Source organism: Actinomadura nitritigenes, assembly GCF_017573545.1.
In the GTDB taxonomy this organism is placed as follows: Bacteria; Actinomycetota; Actinomycetes; order Streptosporangiales; family Streptosporangiaceae; genus Spirillospora; species Spirillospora nitritigenes.
In genome coordinates this window covers 25,332-49,072 of the sequence record NZ_JAGEOK010000031.1, presented here as the reverse complement: position 1 = coordinate 49,072, position 23,741 = coordinate 25,332, and the positions used below count along the sequence as shown (strand labels likewise).

23 protein-coding genes are annotated in these 23,741 nt (G+C 73.2%); 4 read left to right on the top strand and 19 right to left on the bottom strand.

The genetic code is table 11. The features are described from left to right. The 5 genes from J4557_RS37280 to J4557_RS37260 form a co-directional block, all read right to left on the bottom strand. Complete coding sequence (locus J4557_RS37280) at positions 1 to 360, bottom strand: NADH-quinone oxidoreductase subunit A (protein ID WP_208271512.1); 360 nt, start codon at positions 358 to 360, stop codon at positions 1 to 3. Between the two features lie 241 nt (positions 361 to 601). Next, on the bottom strand, positions 602 to 1,858 hold the full coding sequence (locus J4557_RS37275) for a geranylgeranyl reductase family protein (protein WP_208271511.1): 1,257 nt from the start codon (positions 1,856 to 1,858) through the stop codon (positions 602 to 604). Between the two features lie 136 nt (positions 1,859 to 1,994). After that, positions 1,995 to 2,696 (bottom strand): demethylmenaquinone methyltransferase, encoded by a 702-nt coding sequence (locus J4557_RS37270; protein WP_208271510.1) that lies wholly within the window; start codon positions 2,694 to 2,696, stop codon positions 1,995 to 1,997. Between the two features lie 56 nt (positions 2,697 to 2,752). After that, on the bottom strand, positions 2,753 to 2,992 hold the full coding sequence (locus J4557_RS37265) for a DUF4229 domain-containing protein (RefSeq protein WP_208271509.1): 240 nt from the start codon (positions 2,990 to 2,992) through the stop codon (positions 2,753 to 2,755). A gap of 45 nt (positions 2,993 to 3,037) precedes the next feature. Further along, positions 3,038 to 4,003: a threonine ammonia-lyase gene (locus J4557_RS37260; protein ID WP_208271508.1), complete on the bottom strand. Its 966-nt coding sequence runs from the start codon at positions 4,001 to 4,003 to the stop codon at positions 3,038 to 3,040. 317 nt (positions 4,004 to 4,320) lie between these two features. On the opposite strand from J4557_RS37260, the gene J4557_RS37255 reads away from it, so the two are divergent. Beyond that, entirely contained in the window at positions 4,321 to 4,524 is a 204-nt protein-coding gene (locus tag J4557_RS37255) for a BldC family transcriptional regulator (RefSeq protein WP_151543245.1), read from the top strand. Positions 4,525 to 4,760: 236 nt separating this feature from the next. Here the strand turns inward: J4557_RS37255 and J4557_RS37250 are convergent, their stop codons facing one another. From J4557_RS37250 to J4557_RS37210, 9 genes are all read right to left on the bottom strand, one after another. Next, complete coding sequence (locus tag J4557_RS37250; RefSeq protein ID WP_208271507.1) at positions 4,761 to 5,054, bottom strand: hypothetical protein; 294 nt, start codon at positions 5,052 to 5,054, stop codon at positions 4,761 to 4,763. A gap of 47 nt (positions 5,055 to 5,101) precedes the next feature. Beyond that, the gene (locus tag J4557_RS37245; RefSeq protein ID WP_208271506.1) at positions 5,102 to 6,076 is read right to left on the bottom strand and encodes a hypothetical protein; all 975 of its coding nucleotides are present in this window, start codon (positions 6,074 to 6,076) and stop codon (positions 5,102 to 5,104) included. Between the two features lie 199 nt (positions 6,077 to 6,275). After that, a complete protein-coding gene (gene ccsB, locus J4557_RS37240) occupies positions 6,276 to 7,262 on the bottom strand; it encodes a c-type cytochrome biogenesis protein CcsB (RefSeq protein WP_208271505.1) in 987 nt (328 codons plus the stop codon). A gap of 4 nt (positions 7,263 to 7,266) precedes the next feature. Beyond that, positions 7,267 to 9,075 carry a cytochrome c biogenesis protein ResB gene (resB, locus tag J4557_RS37235; protein ID WP_208271504.1) on the bottom strand — a complete coding sequence of 603 codons (1,809 nt, stop codon included), beginning with the start codon at positions 9,073 to 9,075 and terminating at the stop codon, positions 7,267 to 7,269. Positions 9,076 to 9,102: 27 nt separating this feature from the next. Then, entirely contained in the window at positions 9,103 to 9,843 is a 741-nt protein-coding gene (locus J4557_RS37230) for a cytochrome c biogenesis CcdA family protein (protein ID WP_208271503.1), read from the bottom strand. Between the two features lie 10 nt (positions 9,844 to 9,853). Then, the gene (locus tag J4557_RS37225) at positions 9,854 to 10,444 is read right to left on the bottom strand and encodes a TlpA family protein disulfide reductase (RefSeq protein ID WP_243776956.1); all 591 of its coding nucleotides are present in this window, start codon (positions 10,442 to 10,444) and stop codon (positions 9,854 to 9,856) included. A gap of 48 nt (positions 10,445 to 10,492) precedes the next feature. Continuing rightward, on the bottom strand, positions 10,493 to 11,131 hold the full coding sequence (locus J4557_RS37220; RefSeq protein ID WP_208271502.1) for a histidine phosphatase family protein: 639 nt from the start codon (positions 11,129 to 11,131) through the stop codon (positions 10,493 to 10,495). 71 nt (positions 11,132 to 11,202) lie between these two features. Next, a complete protein-coding gene (locus J4557_RS37215) occupies positions 11,203 to 12,999 on the bottom strand; it encodes a serine/threonine-protein kinase (protein WP_208271501.1) in 1,797 nt (598 codons plus the stop codon). Positions 13,000 to 13,108: 109 nt separating this feature from the next. Beyond that, positions 13,109 to 14,023 carry a LysR family transcriptional regulator gene (locus J4557_RS37210; protein WP_208271500.1) on the bottom strand — a complete coding sequence of 305 codons (915 nt, stop codon included), beginning with the start codon at positions 14,021 to 14,023 and terminating at the stop codon, positions 13,109 to 13,111. A 72-nt stretch (positions 14,024 to 14,095) separates the two neighbouring features. Here J4557_RS37210 and J4557_RS37205 point away from each other — a divergent pair, with 72 nt between their 5' ends. Together J4557_RS37205 and J4557_RS37200 are read left to right on the top strand one after the other, a co-directional pair. Then, positions 14,096 to 15,025 (top strand): EamA family transporter, encoded by a 930-nt coding sequence (locus tag J4557_RS37205; RefSeq protein ID WP_208271499.1) that lies wholly within the window; start codon positions 14,096 to 14,098, stop codon positions 15,023 to 15,025. A gap of 5 nt (positions 15,026 to 15,030) precedes the next feature. Continuing rightward, positions 15,031 to 15,915, top strand: coding sequence for a 4-hydroxy-tetrahydrodipicolinate synthase family protein (locus J4557_RS37200; protein ID WP_208271498.1), 885 nt, complete (start codon positions 15,031 to 15,033; stop codon positions 15,913 to 15,915). A gap of 145 nt (positions 15,916 to 16,060) precedes the next feature. Here J4557_RS37200 and hemL read toward each other — a convergent pair whose 3' ends face one another. After that, entirely contained in the window at positions 16,061 to 17,353 is a 1,293-nt protein-coding gene (hemL, locus tag J4557_RS37195) for a glutamate-1-semialdehyde 2,1-aminomutase (RefSeq protein WP_208271497.1), read from the bottom strand. Positions 17,354 to 17,489: 136 nt separating this feature from the next. Between hemL and J4557_RS37190 the strand changes: the two genes are divergently transcribed. After that, entirely contained in the window at positions 17,490 to 19,187 is a 1,698-nt protein-coding gene (locus J4557_RS37190) for a serine/threonine-protein kinase (RefSeq protein ID WP_208271496.1), read from the top strand. A gap of 84 nt (positions 19,188 to 19,271) precedes the next feature. Here J4557_RS37190 and J4557_RS37185 read toward each other — a convergent pair whose 3' ends face one another. From J4557_RS37185 to hemC, 4 genes are all read right to left on the bottom strand, one after another. Further along, entirely contained in the window at positions 19,272 to 19,910 is a 639-nt protein-coding gene (locus tag J4557_RS37185) for a bifunctional DNA primase/polymerase (RefSeq protein WP_208271495.1), read from the bottom strand. A gap of 163 nt (positions 19,911 to 20,073) precedes the next feature. After that, positions 20,074 to 21,057, bottom strand: a complete 984-nt coding sequence (hemB, locus tag J4557_RS37180; RefSeq protein WP_208271494.1) for a porphobilinogen synthase — start codon at positions 21,055 to 21,057, stop codon at positions 20,074 to 20,076. A 54-nt stretch (positions 21,058 to 21,111) separates the two neighbouring features. Continuing rightward, the gene (locus J4557_RS37175) at positions 21,112 to 22,761 is read right to left on the bottom strand and encodes a bifunctional uroporphyrinogen-III C-methyltransferase/uroporphyrinogen-III synthase (RefSeq protein WP_279576323.1); all 1,650 of its coding nucleotides are present in this window, start codon (positions 22,759 to 22,761) and stop codon (positions 21,112 to 21,114) included. After that, a complete protein-coding gene (gene hemC / locus J4557_RS37170; RefSeq protein WP_243776963.1) occupies positions 22,758 to 23,627 on the bottom strand; it encodes a hydroxymethylbilane synthase in 870 nt (289 codons plus the stop codon). The genes J4557_RS37175 and hemC overlap by 4 nt, the downstream gene beginning before the upstream one ends. Positions 23,628 to 23,741: the final 114 nt, after the last annotated feature.

Sequence of the window (23,741 nt, the reverse complement as noted above, 5' to 3'; positions counted from 1 at the left end):
TCAGTCCCACTCCAGACCGCCGCGACGCCAGATGTAGGCGTAGGCGACGAGAACGGTGACGATGAAAAGGACCATCTCCACGAGGCCGAACATGCCCATGTGGTCGAAGGCGACGGCCCACGGGTACAGGAAGATGATCTCGATGTCGAAGACGATGAACAGCATCGCCGTCAGGTAGTACTTGACGGGGAACCGCCCGCCGCCGACCGGCTGGGGGGTCGGTTCGATGCCGCATTCGTAGGCGTCCAGCCGCGCGCGGTTCCAGCGCTTCGGGCCGGTGAGCGAGGCCATCGCCACCGAGCCGGCGGCGAAGACGAAGGCGAGCGCTCCCAGCACGATGATCGGAACATAGAGATCCATGTCTCTACCGCCCCTCCTCGGTACGTACGACGCTGTACGGGGCGCGGGGTCCGGGGCCGGACCGGCGCGCCTCGGCGGCGTGACCCTTCACACGCTCGTGAAAATTCTCACGAGCACGGGTCGCCACCCTAGCCAAGGTGATCAATAGCACTCCCCTCAGGGGGTCGGGTAATGCACTGTAGTCCGCTCACCTGCGACTTCGCGGCGAACAGCGATATCTGCGGGAGCATCCGGAACTCGCTCATGCCGCCGGCGCCACCTTCTGCATCGCGTTGATGACCCGGTCCATGGCGTCGCCGCCCTTCGGGTCGGTCAGGTTGGCGAGCAGCTTGAGGGTGAACCGCATGAGGGTGGGGTGCGGCAGGCCGTGCGCGGTCAGGAACTTCATGATCCGCGGGTCGCCGATGGCCTGCACGAACACGCGGGCCAGGGTGAAGTAGCCGCCGTGCTCGTCCTTCAGGATGCGCGGGTACTCGTACAGGGTCCGCTCGCGCTGCGCCGGGGTGCGCCGCGCCAGCGCCTGCACCATGATGTCGGCGGCCAGCCGGCCGGACTCCAGCGCGTAGTCGATGCCCTCGCCGTTGAACGGGTTGATCATGCCGCCGGCGTCGCCGACCAGCAGCATCCCGCGGGTGTAGTGCGGCTGCCGGTTGAAGCCCATCGGCAGCGCCGCGCCGCGGATCTTCGAGGTCGCGTGCTCCTCGTCGAACTGCCAGTCCTCCGGCATCTGCGCGCACCAGCGCCGCATCATGCCCCGGAAGTCGACGTTCTGGAACGCCTTGCTGGTGTTGAGCAGGCCGAGCCCGACGTTGGACGTGCCGTCGCCGACGCCGAACACCCAGCCGTAGCCGGGGAGCAGGCGCTCGCCGTCCCACAGTTCGAGCCACGCCTCCATGTACTCGTCGTCGTGGCGCGGCGTCTGGAAGTAGCGCCGGACGGCGACGCCCATGGGCCGGTCCTCGCGGCGGCGCAGGCCCATCGCCAGTGACAGCCGGGTCGAGTTGCCGTCGGCCGCGACGACCAGCGGCGCGTGGAACTCGATCTCCTCGCCCTCATAGGTGGCGGTGACGCCCTTGATCCGGTCGGTGCGGTCGTCGACGATCGGGCCGGTCACGTTGCAGCCCTGCAGCAGTTGGGCGCCGGCCTTCGCGGCGTGCTCGGCGAGCAGCTGGTCGAGGTCGGTGCGCTTGCGGACCAGGCCGAAGTCGGGGAAGCTCGCGAGCTCCGGCCAGGGCAGCTCGACCTTCACTCCGCCGCCGTAGATGCGCAGCCCCTTGTTGCGCCCCCAGCCGGGGTCGTTGATGTCGACGCCCATCCCGATGAGCGCGCGGACCGCGCGCGGGGTGAGGCCGTCGCCGCAGATCTTGTCGCGCGGGAAGGTGGCCTTCTCCAGCAGGAGCACGTCCAGCCCGGCCTGCGCGAGCCAGTAGGCGGTCGACGATCCGGCGGGGCCTGCCCCGACGACGATGACGTCCGCGTGTCGGGTGGAGTCGGTCACGGCGTTCCTCTTTAGCTCGTTCGCTTGTGAAGTACTTCACAAGGATCCGGTGGGGAGTCTATTCCTTTATCACGCCCGGTGGGTACATCTGGGCCGGTTCCGTTTTGGACCGGTCCCGAACCCGCCGGGCGGGCGATCAGCCGGGGTTGATCGCATGATGCATCGCCGCCACCCCGAAGGTGAGATCGCGCCAGCGCACCTTCGTCCAGCCCGCGTCCTGGACGAGCCGCGCCAGCCCCGCCTGGTCGGGCCAGGCGAGCGTCGACTCGGCGAGGTAGCGGTAGGAGCCGGGGTTGGAGCTGACCCGCGCCAGCAGCGGCAGACCGTACTTCAGGTGCGCCTTGTGGCCGAGCGCCAGCAGCGGGTTCGGCGGATGGCTGACCTCGCAGATCAGCAGCCGGCCGCCGGGCTTGGCCACCCGCCGCAGCTCGCGCAGCGCGCGCCCGGTGTCGGCGACGTTGCGCAGCCCGAAGGAGATCGTCACCGCGTCGAAGGAGCCGTCCGCGAACGGCAGCCGCAGCGCGTCGCCGGCCACGAAGCTCAGCCGCGGCACGCCCGCCTGCCGGCGCACCCCCACCCGGAGCATGCCGAGGGAGAAGTCGCAGGCCACGGTCTCGGCCCCGGCCTCGGCGAACGGCACCGAGGACGTCCCGGTCCCGGCCGCGAGGTCGAGGATCCGCTCGCCCGGCCGCGCGTCCAGCGCGCGGACGGCCTCCCGCCGCCAGCGCCGGTCCTGCCCGCCCGTCATCAGCGTGTTCAGCAGGTCGTACCGCTCCGCGGTGCCGTCGAACATCGCCGCCACGTCGGCGGGTTTCTTATCCAAGGAGGCGCGGGTCATGAGGCCAGCCTATTGCCGCCCCGCGCGCGCCATCGAGGCGCCCGTGCGGTACCGGGCTACGCGTCCTCGCGGGTCTTCGCGCGCTGGAACCTGTCGCGCTGGGAGCTCAGCCCGGAGGTCACCGCGGCCGACATCCGGTCGCGCTGGCCGGACAGCAGGACGAAGCTGACGATGCCGCTGATCAGCAGCGCCAGCAGCAGGAGCAGGAACCCGCGGGCCCCGAACAGCGCGAGCACACCGGCCGTGGCCGCGAAGATCGCCAGCCGGCCTGCGGTGTAGAGCAGTACGGAACGCATGACCCTTCGAGGTTACCCCGGCGAAATCGTGATCTCTCCTGGGGGTTACTTCAGGACGTCCAGGAAGAGGGCGGGGTCGACGTTGCCGCCGGAGAGGACGGAGACATAGGTGGTGCCGGCGGGCAGTTCGGCGCGGTGGTAGAGGAAGGCGGCGGTGGCGACGGCGCCGCCGGGCTCGGCGATGAGCCGGGCCTCGCGGGCGAGGCGGCGCATGGTGCGGCGGATCTCGTCCTCGGTGACGGCGATCATGCCGTCGACGTGCTCGCGCATGTGCGCGAACGGCAGGTCGCCGACGCGCTGGACGCGCAGGGCGTCGGCGATGGTGCGGCCGGTCTTCTCGGCGTCCCAGGCGACGGGCCGCCCCTCGCGCATCGAGTCGCGGGCGTCGGCGGCCAGCTCGGGCTCGACGCCGATCACCTTCGCCTCGGGGCGCAGCGCCTTCACGGCGGCGGCGACGCCGGCGATCAGTCCGCCGCCGCTGACCGGGACGAGCACGACGTCGACGTCCGGACGGTCCTGGACGATCTCCAGCCCGACGGTGCCCTGGCCGGCGATGACGCGGGCGTCGTCGTAGGGCGGGACGAGGGTGAAACCGTGCGCGGCGGCGAGCTTGGCCGCGGTCTCCTGGCGGGCCTCGGCGGTCGGCTCGACGTAGACGATCTCGGCGCCGAGCGCGATGCAGGCGTCCACCTTCACGCCGGGGGTGGTGTGCGGCATGACCAGCACGGCGGGGATCCCGAGCTCGCGGGCGGTGTAGGCGACGGCCTGGGCGTGGTTGCCGCTGGAGTGGGTGACGACGCCGCGCTCGCGCTCCTCCTCGGACAGCCCGGCGATGGTGCTGTACGCGCCGCGCAGCTTGAACGCTCCGATCGGCTGCAGGGACTCGGCCTTCACCAGCAGCGCCGTCCCGTCGCCGGACCCGGGGAACGGGACGAGCGGCGTGCGCACGGTGACGCCGGCGAGGCGTTCGGCGGCGCGCTCGATCTCCGGCAGCGAAACAAGATCGGACATGGTCACGAGGGTATGGGGTCGGCCGCCCGGGCCGTTAACGCGCCCGCGGTGCCGGCGCGGTTCCGGCGCGGTTCCGGCGCGCGCGCCACCGAGCGTCCATCGGCCTGTCAAGGGCCCGTTGCCGGCGTGACACGGCAGGTCAAGTGTGGTGTGCGAGGCCCCGGAGGCCCAGGTGGCGGGCACCGACCGTCATCGCCGCTGCTCGGCGAACTACGGAGCGTGATCTTTTCCGAAAACAAGGGAGAAATCGGTCTTGACCCGCCACACTGTTAAACAGTCCACCCGCACCGAGAGCGGGACAAAGGGGGAGAGAAAACGTGGAGAGCACGAGCGAGCGCCTGCTGACCCCAGGGGAAGTCGCCGCCCTCTTCCGGGTCGATCCGAAAACGGTCACCCGGTGGGCCGCGGCCGGCCGGATCAGCAGCATCCGCACTCCCGGCGGCCACCGCCGCTTCCGGGAGTCCGAGGTCCACGCGCTGCTGCGCGGGGAAGAGCCGGTCGCCGAGCACTCGGTCCACTGACCCCGGCGAAGCCGCTCGGGGGGTGTGGGGGGTCGTCCCCCCTCGGAAGACACTGACCCCGGCGAAGCCGCTCGGGGGATGTGGGGGGTCGTCCCCCCTCGGAAGACTCTGACCCCGGCGACACCGGCCGGGAACGCATGGGGGCCCGCCCCCGCCTCGGAACCGCCCGGACCGCCGCCCTCCCGCGGCCGGTCCACCAGCCCGGGCGGCCGGGGCAGCGCGATGATCCGGCACGGCTACTCCTCCGCCCCGCCGTCCCGCCACTCCTCGAACCTGCGCGCCAGCTCGGCGTCCTCGTCCCGCCACCGGCGGCGCCTGTCCTCCAACTCCTCCTCGGTCAGCGACTGGCCGAGGAGCCGGTCGTAGTCGGGATCACCGGGCCCGATCTCCACATAGGCGTCGGCGATGATCCGCCCGCCCCGCTCCAGCCCCGCCCCGTCGTGACCCGCGCCCGCCGCGTCGTCGCCCTGGTCGGCGAGGACGCTGTGGGGCACCCGGAGCGTGCCGTCGGGGAGCCGGATCACGTACATCGTCGATCACCTTCGGAGTCCATCGCCTTCGCCGGCATCACGGTGTCCTAGATGCCGTATCTGCGGTTGAAGAAGAGCATGACTTCCAGTGCCGTCCTGATGTTGCCGGCGAGCATATCGACCAGCGCGGGCCGCTGCCGGGACGAGATCGCGGCGAACGCGTCGGCGAAGAACTCGCGCCGGCCGAGCGCGTCGGGCTGCCGGTGGAAGTCGCTGGCCAGGTGCGGGCGGCACAGCTCGTACAGCTCCCGGAAGGCGGGGCTGTCGGAGGTCCACCCGCCGGACTCGCCGTCGATGTCGTCGAGCGCGTGCCCGACCTCGTGCAGCATCACGTCCGGGGTCGGCGACGGCCGGTCCCCCACGATGATCTTGCGGTCGCCGTAGGCGCCGGCGCAGATGTCCCAGGTCGCGCGGCCGGACGGCAGCGGGCGGTCGCGCAGGTGGCCCATGTCGTCCAGCTGCGGGACGCCGCCGGGCCCGACGTAGATGCCGTCGAGGCCGCCCGCGAGCTTCTCCTTGAGCGGCTCCGGCAGCGACGCGAGGCTGTCGACGGCCCTGATCACCTCCGGCGGCGGCGGGCCCTGCCGGGCGTCCCACTGCCGGTGCAGGACGCTCTCCAGCACGCCGCAGTGCCGCCGCCCGTCGGCCACGTGCGGCATGCCCGGCGGGTACGGCTCGACGCGCAGCGCGTCGTCGAGCTCGAAGTCGGTCCACGCGTAGTCGCCGGGGCGGGGGCGGCCCGCGCCGCGCCGCCCGTACCGTCCGGGGTGCGCCTCGGCGGGGTCCGGGCGGTCGGCGCCGGGGGCGAGCGCGAAGTCGTCGTCGCGGCCGGCCTTGCGGAACCGGCCGAACCGGTCGCGGGGCTGGTTGCTGCGCGGCCTGACGTGCGCGGGCTCCGGGCGCCGTCCCGAGTCCGGCGGCGACGGCGCGTAGCCCGCGTCGTCCCCGCGGACCGCGGAGCCCCGGGGCGCCTCCCGATTCCTGAGCTCCCGGGGCTTTCGGTGGATGCCTTTGAAGCGCATCGGGCTCCTCTGTCAGCGGGGCCCGCGGAGTCGCCGAGCGAGAGGGCCCCCGGAGGCAGGGTAAGCCGCAACCCGACACGGCGTCATCCCCGCGAGTCACCACGGAACGGACGGGCGCGGATGTGCGAGGACCGCGGCGCCCGCCGGAACGGTGCCGCGGTCCTCGATGACCTGCTCGTGACGTGCTCGGTGAGCGCGCTCAGGCGTAGGAGTGCATGCCCGAGAACATGTAGTTGACGCCGAAGAAGTTGAACAGCAGGCAGCCGAAGCCGATCAGCGACAGGATCGCCGCCTTGCGGCCCTTCCACCCGGCCGTCGCGCGCGCGTGCAGGTAGGCGGCGTAGACGATCCAGGTGACGAACGACCAGACCTCCTTGGGGTCCCAGCCCCAGTACCGGCCCCACGCCTCGTCGGCCCAGATGGCGCCCATGATGATGGCGGCCGTCCAGATCGGGAAGGCGAACGTCGTCACCCGCATCGACAGCCGGTCGAGGTCCTCGGCGGACGGGATGCGCGACAGCATCCCGCCGCCCACCCCGGCCTCGCTCGCCTCCGCGCGGGTCTTCAGCAGGTACAGGATGGTCGCGGCGCCCGCCACCGTGAACGAGCCCGTCGCGATGATCGCGGCGGTGACGTGGATCGCGATCCAGTACGAGTTCAGCGCCGGGCTGACCGGGCCGGCCGAGTCGTACAGCCAGATGTTGTCGACGCCGAGCGCGATCACCACGGCGGCCATCACGAAGGCGCCGAGGAACCGTGCCTTGTAGCGCACCGCGACGATCATGAACGCGGTCACGGCGGCGAACGACAGCGCCGTCATGAACTCGTACATGTTGCCCCACGGCCAGCGGTGCACCGCCAGCCCGCGGGTCACCAGGATGCCGAGGTGCGACACCCAGCCGAGCACGTTCAGCAGGACCGCCAGCCGCGCCCATTCGACCCGCTGGCGCTGCGACCCGGCGTCCCCGTCCGCGGCGGCCGCCGCGCGGGCCGGCTCGGCGTCCTCGACGGTCTCGGCGCCCGCGGCGCCGACGAGCACCTTCGCCTCGGCCCGCTCCTCGGCCACCGCCGCGGAGCGGCGGCCGAAGCCGAGATCGGCCGCGTAGGCGACCAGCGCGACGATGTACATCACCACGGTGGTCAGCATGAGCTTGTCGCTCAGGTTCGCGAGGTCGGCGTTGCTCACCTCGTCACTCCTTCGGTTCGGTTGCCGACCCGGAACCCCGATCGGCGCCGGGTTCCGCTTCGGACCCGTTCTGTTCTGGCCCGGGCTCGTCCTTGACGGGCTCGTCCTTGACGGGCTCGTCCCGGACGGCCTCGTCCCGGGCGGGCTCGGCCTTCTCCCGCCCTGTCTCCGCCGGTCCGGACCCGTCCGGTCCGGACGTCTCCTTCTCGGCCTCCGGTCCGGCGTCCGATCCGGCGTCGGGGCCGCGCAGCGCGGCCACGATGTCGTCGAACTCCGAGGTCGGGTTGCCGAGGGTGAGGCCGCCGACCTCCACCACCGTACGCCCGCCCTTCCCGGCGCTCGCACGGACCCACACCCTGCGCCGCCGGACGAGGAACGAGGTCGCCACGCCCAGCACCGCGAGCACCGCCGCGATCAGCGCGGGGATGCGCCCGGGGTCGTGGTTGACCGACAGCGTCGCGTACTCCGCCATCCCGTCGAAGGTGATCGAGCCCGCGTTGCCGGGGAGCGTGAAGGTCTCGCCCGGCTCCAGCAGCTTCTCCCCGCCCTTGATCGGCAGGAGCGTCTTGCCGATGCCCTCCAGCTTGTACACCGACTGCGGGGTGCCGGAGTCGAGGCCGAGGTCGCCCTTGAACGACGACAGGGTGATGACGGGACGCAGCGCGCCGGGGAACGCCGACACGATCTGCTTGCCGTCCTGGCTGGCGACCGCCGTCGGCCACAGGATCGCGTAGAACGCGAGCTGGTCGGGCTCGGCGTCCGGGACCTTGATGACGCCCTCGGACGTCAGGTTGCGCGGCTCCATCGCCAGGAACGGGACGGCGTCCTGGAAGGCGATGTTCCCCTTGGCGTCCTTCACGGTGAACTTCGGCGCGTAGCCGTGGCCGAGCAGGTACACCTTCGTCCCGCCGACCTTCAGCGGATGGTTGAGCCGCAGGTCGTACTTCTCGTCCTTGCCGGACGGCTTGTCCCGGTAGTGGATCCAGGCGTCGAACGCCGTGGCCTGCCCGCGCTTGTCGCCCTCCAGCTCGTACTTGGCCTTGAAGTCGTCCAGGCTGACGGTGAACGGGGAGAGGTCGCCGTCATTGAACAGCCGCCCCGGGGTGAACTGGTCGTACTGGCCGAGCGAGTTCGCGAACGTCTTGCCCTCGGTGATGAGGACGCTGCCCCGGTAGCCGAACATGTTGCCCGCGCCGAGCGCGAACAGCAGCCCGAGCAGCGCCAGGTGGAAGACCAGGTTGCCGGTCTCCCCCAGGTAGCCCTTCTCCGCGGCCGCCGCGCCGCCCGACACGTCCACCCGGAACCGGCGGCCGCGCAGCACCTTGCGCGCCTCGGCGAGGACGTCCTCGGGCGCGCCGTCCGTCTCGTACGACACCGACTGCGGCAGCCGCCCGAGGTTGCTCGGCGCCGCCGGCGGGCGGGCCCGCATCGACTGGTAGTGCTTCACGGCGCGCGGGACGACGCAGCCCGCCAGCGACACGAACAGCAGGATGTAGATCGCCGCGAACCAGGGCGCGGCGAACACGTCGAACATCGAGAGCTTGTCGAGGACCGGGCCGATCGTCTTGTGGTCGGCGAGGTAGGCCGCGACCTTCTCCGGCGCCTGCCCGCGCTGCGGCAGCGCCGACCCCGGCACCGCGCCCAGCGCCACCAGGAACAGCAGGATCAGCGCCGTGCGCATCGTGGTGAGCTGCCGCCAGCCCCAGCGCAGCCAGCCCAGCGGGCCGATGCCCCTGGGCCGCGGCACCTCCTCGGGCGCCTGCCGCGCGGCGGGCGCCTGCGTGCCGGTCTCGATGTCCTTGATGTCGCTCATATCAATGCCTCTGCCGATCCTTCGGCCTCACAGAACCGGCTCGAAGCCGCTGATCCACGACTTCAGTTCGATGTTCAGTTCCCCCCACAGGCCGCTCACCAGCAGCACCCCGATGAGGACGAGCATCCCCCCGCCGATCCGCATGACGAGGGGGTAGTGCCGCTTCACCGCCCCGAACGCGCCGAGCGCGCGGCGGTAGGCGACCGCCGTCACGACGAACGGCACGCCCAGTCCGGCGCAGTACGCCAGCGACAGCAGCGCGCCGCGGGTGGCGCTCGCCTCGCTGATCGCCAGCGACTGGACGGCGCCGAGCGTCGGCCCGATGCACGGCGTCCAGCCGAGCGCGAACAGGGCGCCGAGCAGCGGCGCGCCGGCGAGGCCCGCCGACGGCAGCCGGCCCGACTTCATCGTCCGCTGCAGTCCCGGGATCAGGCCCATGAACGCCAGCCCGAAGACGATCGTGACGATGCCGAGCACCCGGGTGATCTGGTCCTGGTACTCCAGCAGCCAGCGGCCGAGGCCGCCGAAGGCCACCCCGTAGCTGACGAACACCACGCTGAAGCCCGCGACGAACAGCAGCACGCCGGACAGCAGCCGGCCGCGCCGCTGCTCGGCGAGGTCCGCGCCGGTCATCCCCGTCACGTACGACAGGTAGCCGGGGACGAGCGGCAGCACGCACGGCGACAGGAACGAGACGAGCCCGGCGAGCGCCGCCAGCGGCGCCGCCGCCACCAGCGACCCGCTCGTCACCGTCTCGTCAACGTTCACCGCGCCGCGCTCATTTTTCCGCGAGCACCTTCGCGACCAGCGGGTTCAGCTTGGAGTAGGTGGTGGCGCCGATGATGCGCGCCGCGACCTTCCCCTGCCGGTCCAGGACGAGGGTGCTGGGGATGGCGCTCGGCGGCACCTCGCGGAACGCGAGCGTGACCTGGCCGTCCCCGTCGAACAGGCTGGGGTAGGTGACCTTGAACTTGCGCTCGTACGCCTTGGCGTTGTCCTTGGCGTCCTTGAAGTTGACGCCGAGGAGCTCCAGGCCCTTCGCCTTGTTCTCGGTGTAGATCTGCTCCAGCGACGGCGCCTCGCCGCGGCAGGGCGCGCACCACGACGCCCAGAAGTTGACGACCGCGACCTTGCCCTTGAGGGAGTCGAGCCGGAACGACCGCCCGTCGAGCGTCTGGCCGGTGACCTCCTGGAGGCTCTTGCGGTGGCCGGGCTGGTACTGCGTGACGTTGCCGTCGCCCGAGATGAACCGGTTGTCGTTCCCGTCCGGGCCGCTCTTGGCCGAACCGGTTCCCGCGCAGCCGGCCAGCAGCCCGCAGAGCGCGACGGAGGCGGCCGCCGCGCGCGCGTGGGTCATTCGGGGGCTCAACGGACCCTCCTACTACTACAAGACGTAGTACACAACTTAGCGGTGCCGTCAGGCACCCGCGACACTGGGGCCCTTCGCGATCCCCTCGGCCGGCTCGTGGTAGCCGACGTCCACGAGCCTGCTGCCCTCGAACGTGAGGCTGGTCACGCTGGCCAGCGCGCACTCGCGCCGGTTCGGGTGGTGCCAGAGCCGGCGGTGCTCGGCGTGCAGCCGCAGGATCCAGATCGGCAGCTGGTGGCTGACGCACACCGCCTCGTGGCCGCGCGCCGCCTCCCGCGCCCGGATCACGGCCGCGCGCATCCGCGCCGCGAGCTCCTTGTACGGTTCGCCCCACGACGGGCGGAACGGGTTCACCAGGTGGCGCCAGTGCTCGGGGCGGCGCAGCGAGCCCGGTCCCACCCCGAAGGTCAGCCCCTCGAAGTGGTTCTCCGCCTCGATCAGCCGATCGTCCACCGTCACGGGCAGGTCGAACGAGTCGGCCAGCGGCGCGGCGGTCTCCAGCGCCCGCTGCATCGGCGAGGAGAACAGCGCGGTGACGTCCCGGTCGGCGAACCACTTGGCGGCGGCCTTGGCCATGAGGACGCCGTCCTCGCTGAGCCGGTAGCCGGGCAGGCGCCCGTACAGGACGCCTTCGGGATTGTGCACCTCACCGTGCCGCAGCAGGTGAACGATCGTCGTGTCAGTCATGGCCCGATCAGGCTACCCGCGCCGCCCGGCCGTCCCGTCCGCGCCCCGGCCCCGGGGCGCGGACGGGACGCTCACTTGGCGGCGGTCCTCACGTACGCGGCGATGCGGGCGGCGACCCGGTCCAGGTCGGGCTTGGCGATCTTCGTGTCTGTCGTGGCCTGGACGAACCAGTGCGTGAGCGCGGCGTCGCACATGTCGGCGCGGGCCGCGGGCGCCAGGCAGGTGACGGGCGAGGGCAGCCCGTTGGATCCCATCGTGACCAGGGTCACCATCATGTAGGGCGACGGCGGCGGCAGCTCGGTCGGCTGCTCGGTCGCCAGCGCAAGCCGCAGCGCCGGCTCCCCCGTCGGGACGTCCTGCCGGTCATGCACGGCGGACGTGCAGGGGCCGAAGTTCCGCTTCGCCTTCGCGGCCTCGGGCGAGTCCGGGAAGTACTTGCAGACCTGGTCGGCGATGTTGCCGACGGATCCCTGCCAGTTCTGCGTGATCCGGAGCGTCTTCGAATCGCCGATCGTGGTGTATCCGGCGTTCGCGCCCATCGAACCGGAGCACCCCGTCGAGGCCGGGCCGATCAGGTACCGGCCCTGGCCGAGGGCGTAGACGGCGGCGTCCTTCGGCAGCTTCACCTGCTCGGGGAGGCGGACCTGCGCGGGGCCGGGCGACGGCGTCGTCTTCCCGCCGCCGGCGTCGGTGGTGGGGCAGCCGCGGACGGCTGCGACGGCCGCGACGGGCCGGGTGCTCGTGGGGCGCGGCGCCGGATCGTCCCCGGTGAACTGCTGGACGGCGATGGCGCCGGCGCCGACGACCACGGCCGTCCCGGCGGCGGCCGTCGCGATGCCGCCCGCGCTGCCGAGGAACGCCTTGATCGCGCTCGCCACGCCGACCTTGCCGGCGGCGTGGCCCGCGGCGGCCTGCCCGGCCGCGTGCCCGGCGGCCTGCCCGGCGGCGTGCGCGGCGCCCTGCGCGGCGGCGGTCCCGGCCGCCGACGCGGCGCCCGGGACGACCCACGCGGCCAGCGGGAACAGGGCGGCGAGGGCGACGGCGGACGCGGCGAGCGCACGGATCCCGCGGGACTCCCAGTCCGGCCCGTACACCTCCCGGGCGGTCCGCTCCAGGTCGTCGACGAACGCGGCGGCGCCCGGCGGGCGGTCGGCCGGGTCCTTCGCCATGCCCCGCGCGACGAGGGGGCGGAGCGGCTCGGGGACGGTCTCGACCGGCACGGGGCCGGTGAGGTGCGCGCGCATCAGCTCGGCGCGGTTCCCGCCGAACGGCCGGTGCCCGCTGACGCACTCGACGAACACGCAGGTCGCGGCGTACACGTCGGACGCGGGCGTGGCGATGTGCCGGTCCCACTGCTCGGGCGCCATGTAGTACGGGGTGCCGGCGCCGCCCGCCTCCCGCCCGGCGGGGGTCGCGATGCCGAAGTCGACGAGCCGGCTCCGCCCGTCCGCCGGGACGACGACGTTCGCGGGCTTGTAGTCGCGGTGCACGACGCCGAGGGCGTGGGCGGCGGCGAGGCCGAGCAGCGAGCCCTTCAGCACCGACAGGGACGCCTCGGGGCCGAGCGCCCCGCGCCGGGCGAGCAGCTCCTTGAGCGACACCCCGTCGACGGCCTCCATGATGATCGCGGCGCCGTCGGGGCCCTCGACGAGGTGGAAGAGGCGGGCGACGTGCGGGCTCTCGGCCCGCCCCAGCATCCGGGCCTCGTGTCGCAGCCGCTCCCGCTCGGCCTCGCTCGCGGACGCGTTCAGGTACTTGATCGCCACGGGGGTGCCGGACGGCTCGTGCCGGGCGAGCACGACGCGTCCCTGGGCGCCCGCGCCCAGCTCCCGTACCTCGGTGTAGCCCTCGACCCGCCAGCCGCTCATCGCGCCCTCCCGCCATGATCGCGAAGAACGTACCGAATCGGGCGCGGTGCGGCGAACCGGCCGCTCCAGGGTCTGGGACAGGGCGCGAGATGGGGCGGGGCGCGGGCCGTCAGGCGGCTCGCTCGGCGGAGTCGGGGACGCCGGAGCGCAGCGCCGCCACGACCGCGCGGATCGCGGGACGGCGCGCGGCCTCCTCCCGCCAGACCGCGTACACGCGGCGGGTCAGCGGCTCGGCGAGCGGCACGATCGCGACGCCCGGCGGCACGTCGCAGCGGCCGAGGCGGGGCAGGATCGCGTTGCCGAGGCCGGCGGCGACGAGCGCGAGCTGCGTCGCGAACTCGTAGGCCATGTGCTCGATGCGGGGCTCGCTGTCGATGGCGCGCAGGGTGCGCAGGAGCCAGTCGCAGCAGATGCTGTCCGGCACGGAGCTGATCCACGGGTCGCCGGCCAGCTCCTTCAGGTCGACGCTGAGGCGGCCGGCCAGCGGATGCCCGGCGGGCAGCGCGACGTCGGCGACGTCCTCGCAGATGGCGCCCTTGTGCAGGCCCTCGGGCAGCGGGAGCGGCTCGTTGCTCCAGTCCTGGACGACCGCCATGTCGAGGTCGCCGCGCAGGACGAGGGGCATGCTGTGCAGCGGGTCCTCTTCGCGGACCAGGACGTGCAGGTCCGGGTGCTCGGTGCGGAGCAGCGGCAGCGCCTGCGGCATCAGCCCGCGGACGGCGGTGGGGAACGCGGCGAGGGTCAGCTGGCCGACGACCGAGCCGCGGTGCGCCTCCAGGTCGGCCTGGGCCTGCTCGACGAGGGACAGGATCCGCTCGGCGTGCCCGACGAGCAGCTCGGCGGCGTCGGTGAGCCGCACGCCGCGGCCGTTGCGCTCGAGCAGCTTCTGCCCGGTCTCCCGCTCCAGCTTGGCGAGCTGCTGGGAGACCGCGGAGGTGGTGACGTGCAGCACGTCGGCGGCGGCGCTGACCGAGCCGTAGGTGGCGACGGAGTGCAGGGCGCGCAGCCGTTCGAGATCGAGCATGTAGTAACTCTAAAACGAGAAGTCGACAGATTCTAGCTTGTCCTAAAACAAGGCCGCGGCGACGATCGGGACATGAGACCGCGCCACGTCCTGCTGGCCACGTTGATCGCCGCGATCTGGGGATTCAACTTCGTCCCGATCAAGGTCGCGCTGGAGGACTTCCCGCCGCTGCTGCTCGCCGCGCTGCGGTTCACCGCCGCCGCGCTGCCGGCGGTGTTCTTCGTGCGGCGCCCGCCGGTCGCCGTCCGCTGGCTGTGGCTGGTCGGGATCCCGCTGGGCGTCGGGCAGTTCGCGCTGCTGTTCATCGGCATGCGGCTGGGGATGCCCGCGGGGCTGTCGTCGGTGGTCCTCCAGGTCCAGGCGATCTTCACCGCGCTGTTCGCCGGGGTGCTGCTGCGCGAGCGTCTCGGCGCCCGGCAGATCGCCGGGATGGCCGTCGCGTTCAGCGGCGTCGCGCTCCTCGGGGTGGCCCAGGCCGAGGGCGGCAGTCCTGTCGGTGCGTTCCTGCTGTGCATCGGCGGGGCGGCGAGCTGGGGGCTGGCGAACGTCGCGATGCGGCGGATGAACCAGACCGCGGCAGAACCCGTCGACGCGTTCGGGTTCATGGTCTGGATGTCGCTGGTCCCGCCCGTCCCCCTGTTCGCCCTCTCGCTGATCTTCGAGGGGCCGGGAGCGGTGCCGGACGCCGCGCGCCACCTGTCCGTCGCCGGGGTGGGCTCGCTGGCGTTCATCGCCTACGTCTCGACGCTCGTCGGGTTCGGCGTGTGGGGCTGGCTGATGCGCCGCTACGAGGCCGGCACCGTCGCCATGTACTCGCTGCTCGTCCCGCCGTTCGGGCTGCTGTCCGCCGCGCTGGTCCTCGGCGAGCACGTGGACGGGACGCGCCTCGCCGGGGCGGCGCTCATCATCTGCGGCGTCGCGGCGGGCAGCGTCCGGCTGCGGTCCCGCGCGTCCCGCGCGCCCATCCAGGTGGCTCCGCCGGAGCCCGTCCAGACGAGGTGACACCCATGCACGGAATCCACGCGGCGCTCGTGACGCCGTTCACCGGCTCCGGCGAAGTCGACGCCAAGTCCCTCGAACGCCTCGCCGTCCACTGCCTGGAGCAGGGCGCGGACGGGCTCGTCGCGCTCGGCACCACCGGCGAGGCCCCACTGCTGACGGCCGAGGAGCGGCGGACCGTCCTGGAGGTGTGCCGGGCCGTGTCCATCGAGCACGGCGCCCGGCTGATCGTCGGCGCCGGGACGATGGGCACCGCGGACACGATCCGGGAGGCCCGCGAGCGCGCGCCGATCGCCGACGCGCTGCTCGTCGTCGTGCCGTACTACCTGCGTCCGTCCGACGACGGCGTCATCGACCACTTCGCGGCCGTCGGCGCCGCCGTGGACGTCCCCCTCATCGCCTACAACGTCCCCTACCGGACGGGGAAGGCGCTGTCCGGGGAGGCGCTCGTCCGGCTGCTCGGGCTCGACTGCGTCGCCGGGATCAAGCACTGCGCGGGCGCCGTCGACCAGGACACCCTGGACATGCTGGCGGCGGAGACCGGCAAGGCCGTGCTGTGCGGCGACGACGCGTACATCTACCCGATGCTGCAGCTCGGCGGGTCAGGCGGCGTCGCCGCGTCCGCGTGCCTGGCGCCGCGGGCCTACGCGGACATGGCGGACGCGGTCCGGCACGGCAACGCGGCCCGCGGCCTGGCGATGCACAACGCGCTGCTGCCGCTCGCGCGGGCGCTGTTCGCCGAGCCGTCGCCGTCCGTGCTGAAGGCGTGCCTGGCCGAGATCGGCGTGATCGACGACCCCGCCGTCCGCGCTCCGCTGCACGCCCCGCACCCGGAGTCGACCGCCGCCGCGCTCCGCGCCTTCCGCGCCCTCAGTTCACTCAGGCTGCCTTGAGGTGCCTCAGCCGTCACGCGAGCGCGTTACCTGACCGGTGAGGCGAAGCCGAAGGCGAGCCTCACCGGGAAGATCGCGAAGCGATGCCGCGCTCGCCCGATCCCGGTCAGGGGGCGAGCCGCCAGGCGAGCCCCCTGGGCCGGGATCAAGAAGACAGCGCAGCGGCGCGGGCGGCGTGGGGCAGGACGTCCAGGATGCGGCCGATCGCCTCGTCGTCGTGGGCGGCCGACAGGAACCACACCTCGTACGCCGAGGGCGGCAGGTAGACGCCGCGTTCGAGCGCCGCGTGGAAGAACGCCCCGTACGCCTTGACGTCCTGGCGCTGCGCGGCGGCGAAGTCGCCGACCGGGCCGTCCGCGAAGAAGATCGAGAAGAGGCTGCCGGCGTTCTGCAGCGAGTGCGGGACGCCCTCCTTCGCCAGCGCCTCCGACGCGGCCTTCGACACGATCCCGGCGGCCCGGTCGATCGCCGCGTACACCTCGTCGGTCGCGCCGCGCAGCGTCGCCAGCCCCGCGGCCGTCGCGAGCGGGTTCCCCGACAGGGTCCCCGCCTGGTAGACGGGCCCGGCGGGCGCGAGCCGGTCCATGATCTCGGCGCGGCCGCCGAACGCGGCGGCGGGCAGCCCGCCGCCCATCACCTTCCCGAACGTCACCAGGTCCGCCGCGACGCCCTCGATCCCGTACCAGCCGGACCGCGACGCCCGGAAGCCGGTCAGCACCTCGTCCAGCACCAGCAGCGCCCCGTAGCGCTCGCACAGCCGCTTCAGCAGCGCGTTGAAGCCGTTCAGCGGCGGCACGACGCCCATGTTGCACGGCACCGCCTCGGCGATCACGCAGGCGATCTCGTGGCCGTGCTCGTCGAACGCCGTCTCCACCGCCGCGACGTCGTTGTACGGCAGCACGATCGTGTCGGCGGTCGTCGCGCCCGTCACGCCGGGGGTGTCCGGCAGCGCGAACGTCGCCACGCCCGACCCCGCCGCGGCCAGCAGCGAGTCGACGTGCCCGTGGTAGCAGCCCGCGAACTTGACGATCTTCGGGCGGGAGGTGAAGCCGCGCGCCAGCCGGATCGCCGACATCGTCGCCTCGGTCCCCGAGTTGACCAGCCGGACCTTCTCCACCGGCGTCCGCGCGACGATCTCCTCGGCCAGCTCGACCTCGCCGGGCGTCGGCGCCCCGTAGGACGTGCCGCGGCCCGCCGCCTCCCGCACCGCCGCGACCACGTCCGGGTGCGCGTGCCCGAGGATCATCGGACCCCACGAGCAGATCAGGTCGACGTACTCGTTGCCGTCGGCGTCGGTCAGGTAGGGTCCGCGCGCCGAGGCGATGAAGCGCGGCGTCCCGCCGACCGCCCCGAAGGCGCGGACCGGCGAGTTCACGCCGCCGGGGACGAGCCCTTCGGCGCGCTCGAACAACTGCTGGGAGCGATCGGTTACAGTCACGTTTCCAGTCTCTCAGTTGCAGTTCGGCGACTGCGCTTGACCTCGCCCGGTACGGGCCGATATTCCACCAAGTACGACATCGGCGCCCGTACGTGAGGCGCCCCTTATCTTCACCGGCGTCCGCCGTATCGGAGGGATGGCTTTCAACGTGGTTGACGGCTGGACGGTCCCGGGCTTCACCCATGAGCGGGAACTGGGCGACGGCGCCGCGGGCCGGGTGGTGCTGGCGGTCGACGACATGACCAGCACGAAGGTCGCGATCAAGTACCTCGTCGGCGGGTTGCGCGCCGACGAGGCGTTCATGGCGCGGTTCCGTGCGTCCGCGCGCACACTGTCCCAGCTCGAGGACCCGAACGTCGCCGATCTCTACGACTTCGTCGAGGCCCCCGAGGGCGCCGCCGTCGTCATGCAGTACGTCGACGGGGTCGGGCTGCGCCGGGTGCTGGCCGCGCAGGGCCCCACGGGCCCGCTGGCGGCCCTGTCGCTGCTCGGCGGGACCCTGCTGGGGCTCGCCGCCGCGCACGCCCTCGAGGTCGTGCACGGCGCCGTACGGCCGTCCGCGGTCCTCGTCGACGGCGACGGCAACGCGCGCCTCACCGACTTCGCGACCGCCGCGCCCGGCACCGAAGCGCAGCTCGCCCCCGCCTACGCGGCGCCGGAACTGTGGGACGGGGCGTCCGCCACCGTCGCCACCGACCTGTACGCGGCAACGGCGATCTTCTTCGAGTGCCTCACCGGGCACCCTCCGTACGCCGGGCGCAACATGGCGCGGCTGCACCGCGAGGCGCCGATCCCGGCCGAGGAGGTCCCCGGGCCGCTGCGCGAGCTGATCGAGCACGGCCTCGCGAAGGACCCGGAGACGCGCCCGAAGACCGCGGCCGACTACCTCGGCGCCCTCGAAGAGGCCGCCGTGGCGGCGTACGGGCCGTCGTGGGAGGCGCAGGGCCGCGGCCGGCTCACCGAGCTCGCCGCGCAGGCCGCGATGCAGCCCGAGCCGGCCAAGCCCAAGGTGCCCCGCACCACCGGCCGCAACCAGGTCATCGCCACCGGGCAGACCGCCGCGCGCGGCTCCAGCAACCGCCGGATCGCGGCCGCCATCGCCGCGGTCGTCATCGCGGGCGCGGTGGCGGGCGGCTTCGTCCTCGTGAAGTCGGGCAAGGGCGACGCCACGCCGCCGACCCCGTCGCCCGCGCAGAGCAGCACGCCCCAGCCGTCCGCGCCGCCCGGGGGCGTCGCCCCCGCGCCGCTCGCGGCGCGCATCACCGAGGCCACCGACCAGGCGCCCGGCGCCCGGTTCAGCTTCCACCGCACCGGCTGCTGCGGCGCGCCCAGCATCGCGCAGGGCACCTTCGGCCTGGTCAAGGGGACGGAGCCGTCGTACTCGATGACGCTGTCGGGGTCCGCCAAGACCCGCAAGCGGGCCCAGGCCGTGATCGTCGGCGACCGGGTGTTCCTGCGGGCGGGCAAGAAGTGGCGGCCGTCCCCCGTCGGCGGGCGCGGCTACCCGGGGCTGGCCGAGCAGGTGCGTCGCGGGAGCTCGGTGTCCGCGGTGACGACGCTGCTGAACGCCGCCTCGACGCTGAGCGAGTCCGGCGGGGTGTACAGGGGCGAGGCGCCCGTCGCCAAGCTCGCGCAGGCGCCCGGATCGGGCGCGCTGTACGCGGAGATGGCGCGCGCCACGGGCGTCGAGCAGATCAGCTTCGCGCTCAAGCTGGACGGCTCGTCCCGCCCGGTCAAGCTGTGGCTGCGGGCCGGACCGGCGAAGGGCCGCAACCAGATCATCACGACGTCGTACTCCGCCTGGGGCCGCAAGGCGATCAAGGCGCCGCGCTGACCGCGGGCCGGACCGGTCCTCACCGACCGCGGGCGGGGGCCGGTCCGCGCTGACGGCGGGCCGGGACCGGCCCGCGCGGGCCGGTCACTCGCAGCTGTCGGCGAGGACCTCCAGGAGCCGCAGCGGGTCGGGCAGCGGCTCGTCCCGCGGGGGCCGCACCCAGGCGGCCTCCTTGCCGGACGCCAGCATCGACGGCGGCGCCACCACGTAGCTGTCGCGGCAGTGCCACCGCATCCCGGGCGTCTCGGCCACGGTCTCCGGCGAGGTGTCGAGGTGGCACGACCACCACTCGTCCTCGTCGGCGGGGGCGCCGCGGGTGGCGACGAAGAACAGGTACCGCTCGTCCCCGAGGTTCGCGACGGGCCCGACCGGCAGGTCGTCGCGGGCGATCCGGTCGAGGGCGGCGGCGCCGGCGGCGGACGGGACGTCGAACACGTCGAAGACCCGGCCGGTCGGCAGGATGATGTTGGACTGGGGGCGCTGCGACCACCAGCGCCGGATCCGGTCCGGGTCGGCCGACGCCTGGTGCGCCCACGCCGCCGACACCGGATGCGCCGCCGGGTCGGGGCAGCCGATCCGGTCGCACGAGCAGGACCGGTCGCCGGCGGCGGGCGGATGCGCCCCCGGAAAGCAGGGCCAGCCCATCGCGGCGTACTCCAGGGCGGCCGAGGCCATCCGGTCGCGCGCCGCCCGTTGCCGCCTGTTCCCCGAGACCGCCAGCATCTCCGCCCCCCAATACCCAAGGTCGAACGTGGGTTCTTGATAGACGATGATGCCCGCGCCGCGCCGCGCCAGACACGGCGCCCCTGCCAAAACGACCCTAAGTAACTACCCGCCCATGATCATTGGAGCTTTCCCCCGGCGGTTCCGGGGGGCGTCTCCCGGGTCAGCGCAGCTTCTTGGCCACTTCCGTGGCCCAGTAGGTGAGGGTGATGTCGGCGCCCGCGCGGCGGATCGACAGCAGCGACTCCATGATGGTGCGGTCGCGGTCGATCCAGCCCTTCTCGGCGGCGGCCTCGATCATCGCGTACTCGCCGCTGACCTGGTAGGCGACGACGGGGACGTCCACGGCGTCGCGGACGCGCCGGACGATGTCGAGGTAGGGGCCCGCGGGCTTCACCATCACCATGTCGGCGCCCTCGTCGATGTCGAGGAACACCTCGCGGAGCGACTCCTCGGCGTTCGCCGGGTCCTGCTGGTGGGTGGCGCGGTCGCCGAACCGGGGGGCGCACTCGGCGGCGTCGCGGAACGGGCCGTAGTAGGCGGAGGAGTACTTCACCGAGTACCCCAGGATCGCGACGTCGCTGTAGCCCCCCTTGTCGAGGGCCTCGCGGATCACGCCGACCTGGCCGTCCATCATCCCGGACGGGCCGACCACCTGGGCCCCGGCGGCGGCCTGCGCGACGGCGATGGAGGCGTAGCGCTCCAGCGTCGCGTCGTTGTCGATCTCGCCGGCGGCGGTGAGGATGCCGCAGTGCCCGTGGTCGGTGTACTCGTCCAGGCACAGGTCCGTCATGACCACGGTCGCGTCGCCGAGGTCGGACTTCAGGTCGCGCAGCGCCAGCTGGACGATCCCGGCGGGGTCGTCGGCGGCCGAGCCGACGCCGTCCTTGACCGCCGGGACGCCGAACAGGATGAGGCCGCCGACGCCGGCCTCCGCCGCCTCGTGCGCGGCCTTCCGCAGGCTGTCGCGGGTGTGCTGCACGACGCCCGGCATCGACGCGACCGGCTGCGGCTCGGAGATGCCCTCCTTGACGAACATCGGCAGCACCAGATCGGCGGGGGCGAGCGTGGTCTCGGCGACCATCCGGCGCAGGGCGGGCGTGCGGCGCAGCCGCCGCGGCCGGGCGACGGGGAACTGAGCAGACATGATCCTTCTTTCCCGGTGCCCGGCGCGGCGGCGCAGGGCCCGGTCGGCGGACTCCTACTTGCGGCGCCGGGCTCCCCGGCGCATCTGGCTGGGCTTGCGCAGCGGGTCGCCGGCCTCGATCTGGGCCGCCCGCCGCTTCGCACCGTACTCCGCGAGCGCCTCCGCGAGCGCCGACACCGACGGCTTCGGCGCCATCACGTCGACGCGCAGCCCGTACTCCTCGGCGGTCTTGGCGGTCTGCGGGCCGATCACCGCGATCACCGTCACGTTGTGCGGCTTGCCGGCGATGCCGATCAGGTTCTTCACCGTGGACGACGAGGTGAACAGCACCGCGTCGAACCCGCCGCCCTTGATCGCCTCGCGGATCGGGGCGGGCGGCGGCGCGGCCCGGACCGTCCGGTAGGCGGTGACGTCCTCGCACTCCCAGCCGAGCTCGGTCAGCTTGGCGATGAGGGTGTCGGTGGCGATGTCGGCGCGCGGCAGCAGCACCCGGTTGATCGGGTCGAGGTCCTCGTCGTAGGGCGGCCACACCTCGGCGAGGCCCTCGCTGGACTGCTGCCCGGACGGGGTCAGGTCGGGGTGGATGCCGAACTCGACGAGCGCGGCGGCGGTCTGCTCGCCGACGGCGGCGACCTTCAGCCCGGCGAACGCGCGGGCGTCCAGCCCGTAGGCGACGAACTTCTCCCGGACGGCCTTGACCGCGTTGGTGGAGGTGAACACCACCCACTCGTAGCGTCCGGTGACGAGGCCCTTGACGGCGCGGTCCATCTGCTGCGGGGTGCGCGGCGGCTCGACGGAGATCGTCGGGACCTCGTCGGGGACGGCGCCGTACCCGCGGAGCTGGTCCGACAGCGACGCGGCCTGCTCCTTGGTGCGCGGCACCAGCACCCGCCAGCCGAACAGCGCCTTGGTCTCGAACCAGGACAGCTTGTCGCGCCAGCCGACCACGTCCCCCACGATGATCATCGCGGGGGCCTCCATGCCCTTGGTGTCGGACGCCAGCCTCTGCAGGGTGGAGACCACCGTCTCCTGCTCGGTGGTGGTGCCGAGGCTGGTCATCGCGGCGGGCGTCGAGTCGGGGCGGCCGGCCGCGACCAGGCCCTTGGCGACCTCGGCGACGGAGCCCTCCACACCGAAGATCACGAGGGTCGCGTCGGACCCGGCGAACTCCTCCCAGTCGACGCCGCCGTCGGAGGCGTCGACGAACCGGAACTCGCGGTGCTCGGGGTCGGTCAGCGGGATGCCCGCATAGCCGGGCACACCGGTCACGGCGGACACGCCGGGGACGACCTCGAACGGCACCCCGGCCTTGTGCAGCGCGGCGCCCTCCTTGGCCAGCCCGCAGACGACGCCGGGGTCGCCGTGGAACAGCCGGACGACGCGGCGGCCCGCCTTCGCGGCGCGCGACGCGAGCTTCACCGGGTCGCCCTCGGCGGTGTCGAGGATCTCCACGTCCGGGCGGCAGTGCGCGAGGATCTCGGCGGGGCAGTACGCGCGGCTGACCACGACGGTGTCGGCGCGCTCCAGCTCGGCCGCGGCGCGCAGCGTCAGCAGGCCCGGGTCGCCCGGGCCCATGCCGACGATCGCGACCGTGCCGGGGTCGGCGGTGCGGCTCGGCCTCCCGGCCGTGGTCGATCCGGCAGTGGTCGATCCTGCCGTGCCGGCGGCCCCCGGGCGGGCGGGGCTCTGGCTAGCGGGGCTCAATCGCGCTCCCCCATCAACTGGTCGGCCCCCTGCGCGAGCAGCCGGTGCGCGAGGTCGCGCCCCAGCCTCTCGGCGTCGTCCGGGTGGCCGCTTGCGGACAGCCTGATCTGCCGGCTCCCGTCGAACGCGGCGACGGTCGCGGTCAGATGCAGCTCTTCTTCTACTTCGGCAGCGTATGTTCCCACGGGCGCGGAGCAACCGCCCTCCAGGACGGCGAGCACCGTCCGCTCCGCGGTGACGCAGGCCCTGGTCATCGGATCGTCGACCGTTCCAAGCAGCGCACGCAGGTCGTCCCTCCCGGTGGCGCATTCGAGCGCGAGCGCGCCCTGCCCGGGCGCCGGCAGCATCTGGTCGGGATCGAAGACCTCGGCGACCGCGTCCAGCCGGCCGATCCGGCGCAGCCCCGCGTGCGCGAGCACCACCGCGTCCAGCTCCCCGTCGGCGACCTTGCGCAGCCGGGTGTCGGCGTTGCCGCGGATCGCCACGACGTCCAGGTCCGGGCGCATCGCGCGCAGCTGCGCGACCCGGCGCGGCGACCCGGTGCCGACACGGGCCCCGCGCGGCAGGTCCGCCAGCTTGCAGGGGCCGCACAGGGCGTCGCGCGGGTCGTCGCGGACGGGGGTCGCGGCGAGCGCGATCCCCTCCGCGGGCCCGGTCGGCAGGTCCTTCAGCGAGTGCACGGCGAAGTCCACCTCACCGGCCAGCAGCGTGTCGCGCAGCGCGTTGACGAAGACACCGGTCCCGCCGATCTGGGCGAGCAGCGCCTTGGAGACATCACCTTCGGTGGTTACCCCGACGAGCTCCACGGCATGCCCGGTCCGCTCCGTCAATGCGTCCGCGACCAGCCGCGACTGCGTCATCGCCATCAGGCTCTTGCGGGTGCCGAGCCGCAGCGGGCCCCTGTCCGCGGTACTCAATGCGCTGCTCCACTCACTGCTCGGCTCCGACCGCGGTGACGGGCGGCCCGCTCCACGGCCCCC

Coding starts and splice junctions, on each gene's coding strand:
- J4557_RS37250 (WP_208271507.1), bottom strand. CDS start 5,054: ATGTACGTGATCCGGCTCCCCGACGGCACGCTCCGGGTGCCCCACAGC.
- J4557_RS37215 (WP_208271501.1), bottom strand. CDS start 12,999: ATGAGCGGCTGGCGGGTCGAGGGCTACACCGAGGTACGGGAGCTGGGC.
- J4557_RS37245 (WP_208271506.1), bottom strand. CDS start 6,076: ATGCGCTTCAAAGGCATCCACCGAAAGCCCCGGGAGCTCAGGAATCGG.
- J4557_RS37270 (WP_208271510.1), bottom strand. CDS start 2,696: ATGACCCGCGCCTCCTTGGATAAGAAACCCGCCGACGTGGCGGCGATG.
- hemB (WP_208271494.1), bottom strand. CDS start 21,057: ATGTCTGCTCAGTTCCCCGTCGCCCGGCCGCGGCGGCTGCGCCGCACG.
- J4557_RS37280 (WP_208271512.1), bottom strand. CDS start 360: ATGGATCTCTATGTTCCGATCATCGTGCTGGGAGCGCTCGCCTTCGTC.
- J4557_RS37210 (WP_208271500.1), bottom strand. CDS start 14,023: ATGCTCGATCTCGAACGGCTGCGCGCCCTGCACTCCGTCGCCACCTAC.
- J4557_RS37200 (WP_208271498.1), top strand. CDS start 15,031: ATGCACGGAATCCACGCGGCGCTCGTGACGCCGTTCACCGGCTCCGGC.
- J4557_RS37185 (WP_208271495.1), bottom strand. CDS start 19,910: ATGCTGGCGGTCTCGGGGAACAGGCGGCAACGGGCGGCGCGCGACCGG.
- J4557_RS37190 (WP_208271496.1), top strand. CDS start 17,490: ATGGCTTTCAACGTGGTTGACGGCTGGACGGTCCCGGGCTTCACCCAT.
- resB (WP_208271504.1), bottom strand. CDS start 9,075: ATGAGCGACATCAAGGACATCGAGACCGGCACGCAGGCGCCCGCCGCG.
- J4557_RS37265 (WP_208271509.1), bottom strand. CDS start 2,992: ATGCGTTCCGTACTGCTCTACACCGCAGGCCGGCTGGCGATCTTCGCG.
- J4557_RS37260 (WP_208271508.1), bottom strand. CDS start 4,003: ATGTCCGATCTTGTTTCGCTGCCGGAGATCGAGCGCGCCGCCGAACGC.
- J4557_RS37220 (WP_208271502.1), bottom strand. CDS start 11,131: ATGACTGACACGACGATCGTTCACCTGCTGCGGCACGGTGAGGTGCAC.
- hemC (WP_243776963.1), bottom strand. CDS start 23,627: ATGGCGATGACGCAGTCGCGGCTGGTCGCGGACGCATTGACGGAGCGG.
- J4557_RS37205 (WP_208271499.1), top strand. CDS start 14,096: ATGAGACCGCGCCACGTCCTGCTGGCCACGTTGATCGCCGCGATCTGG.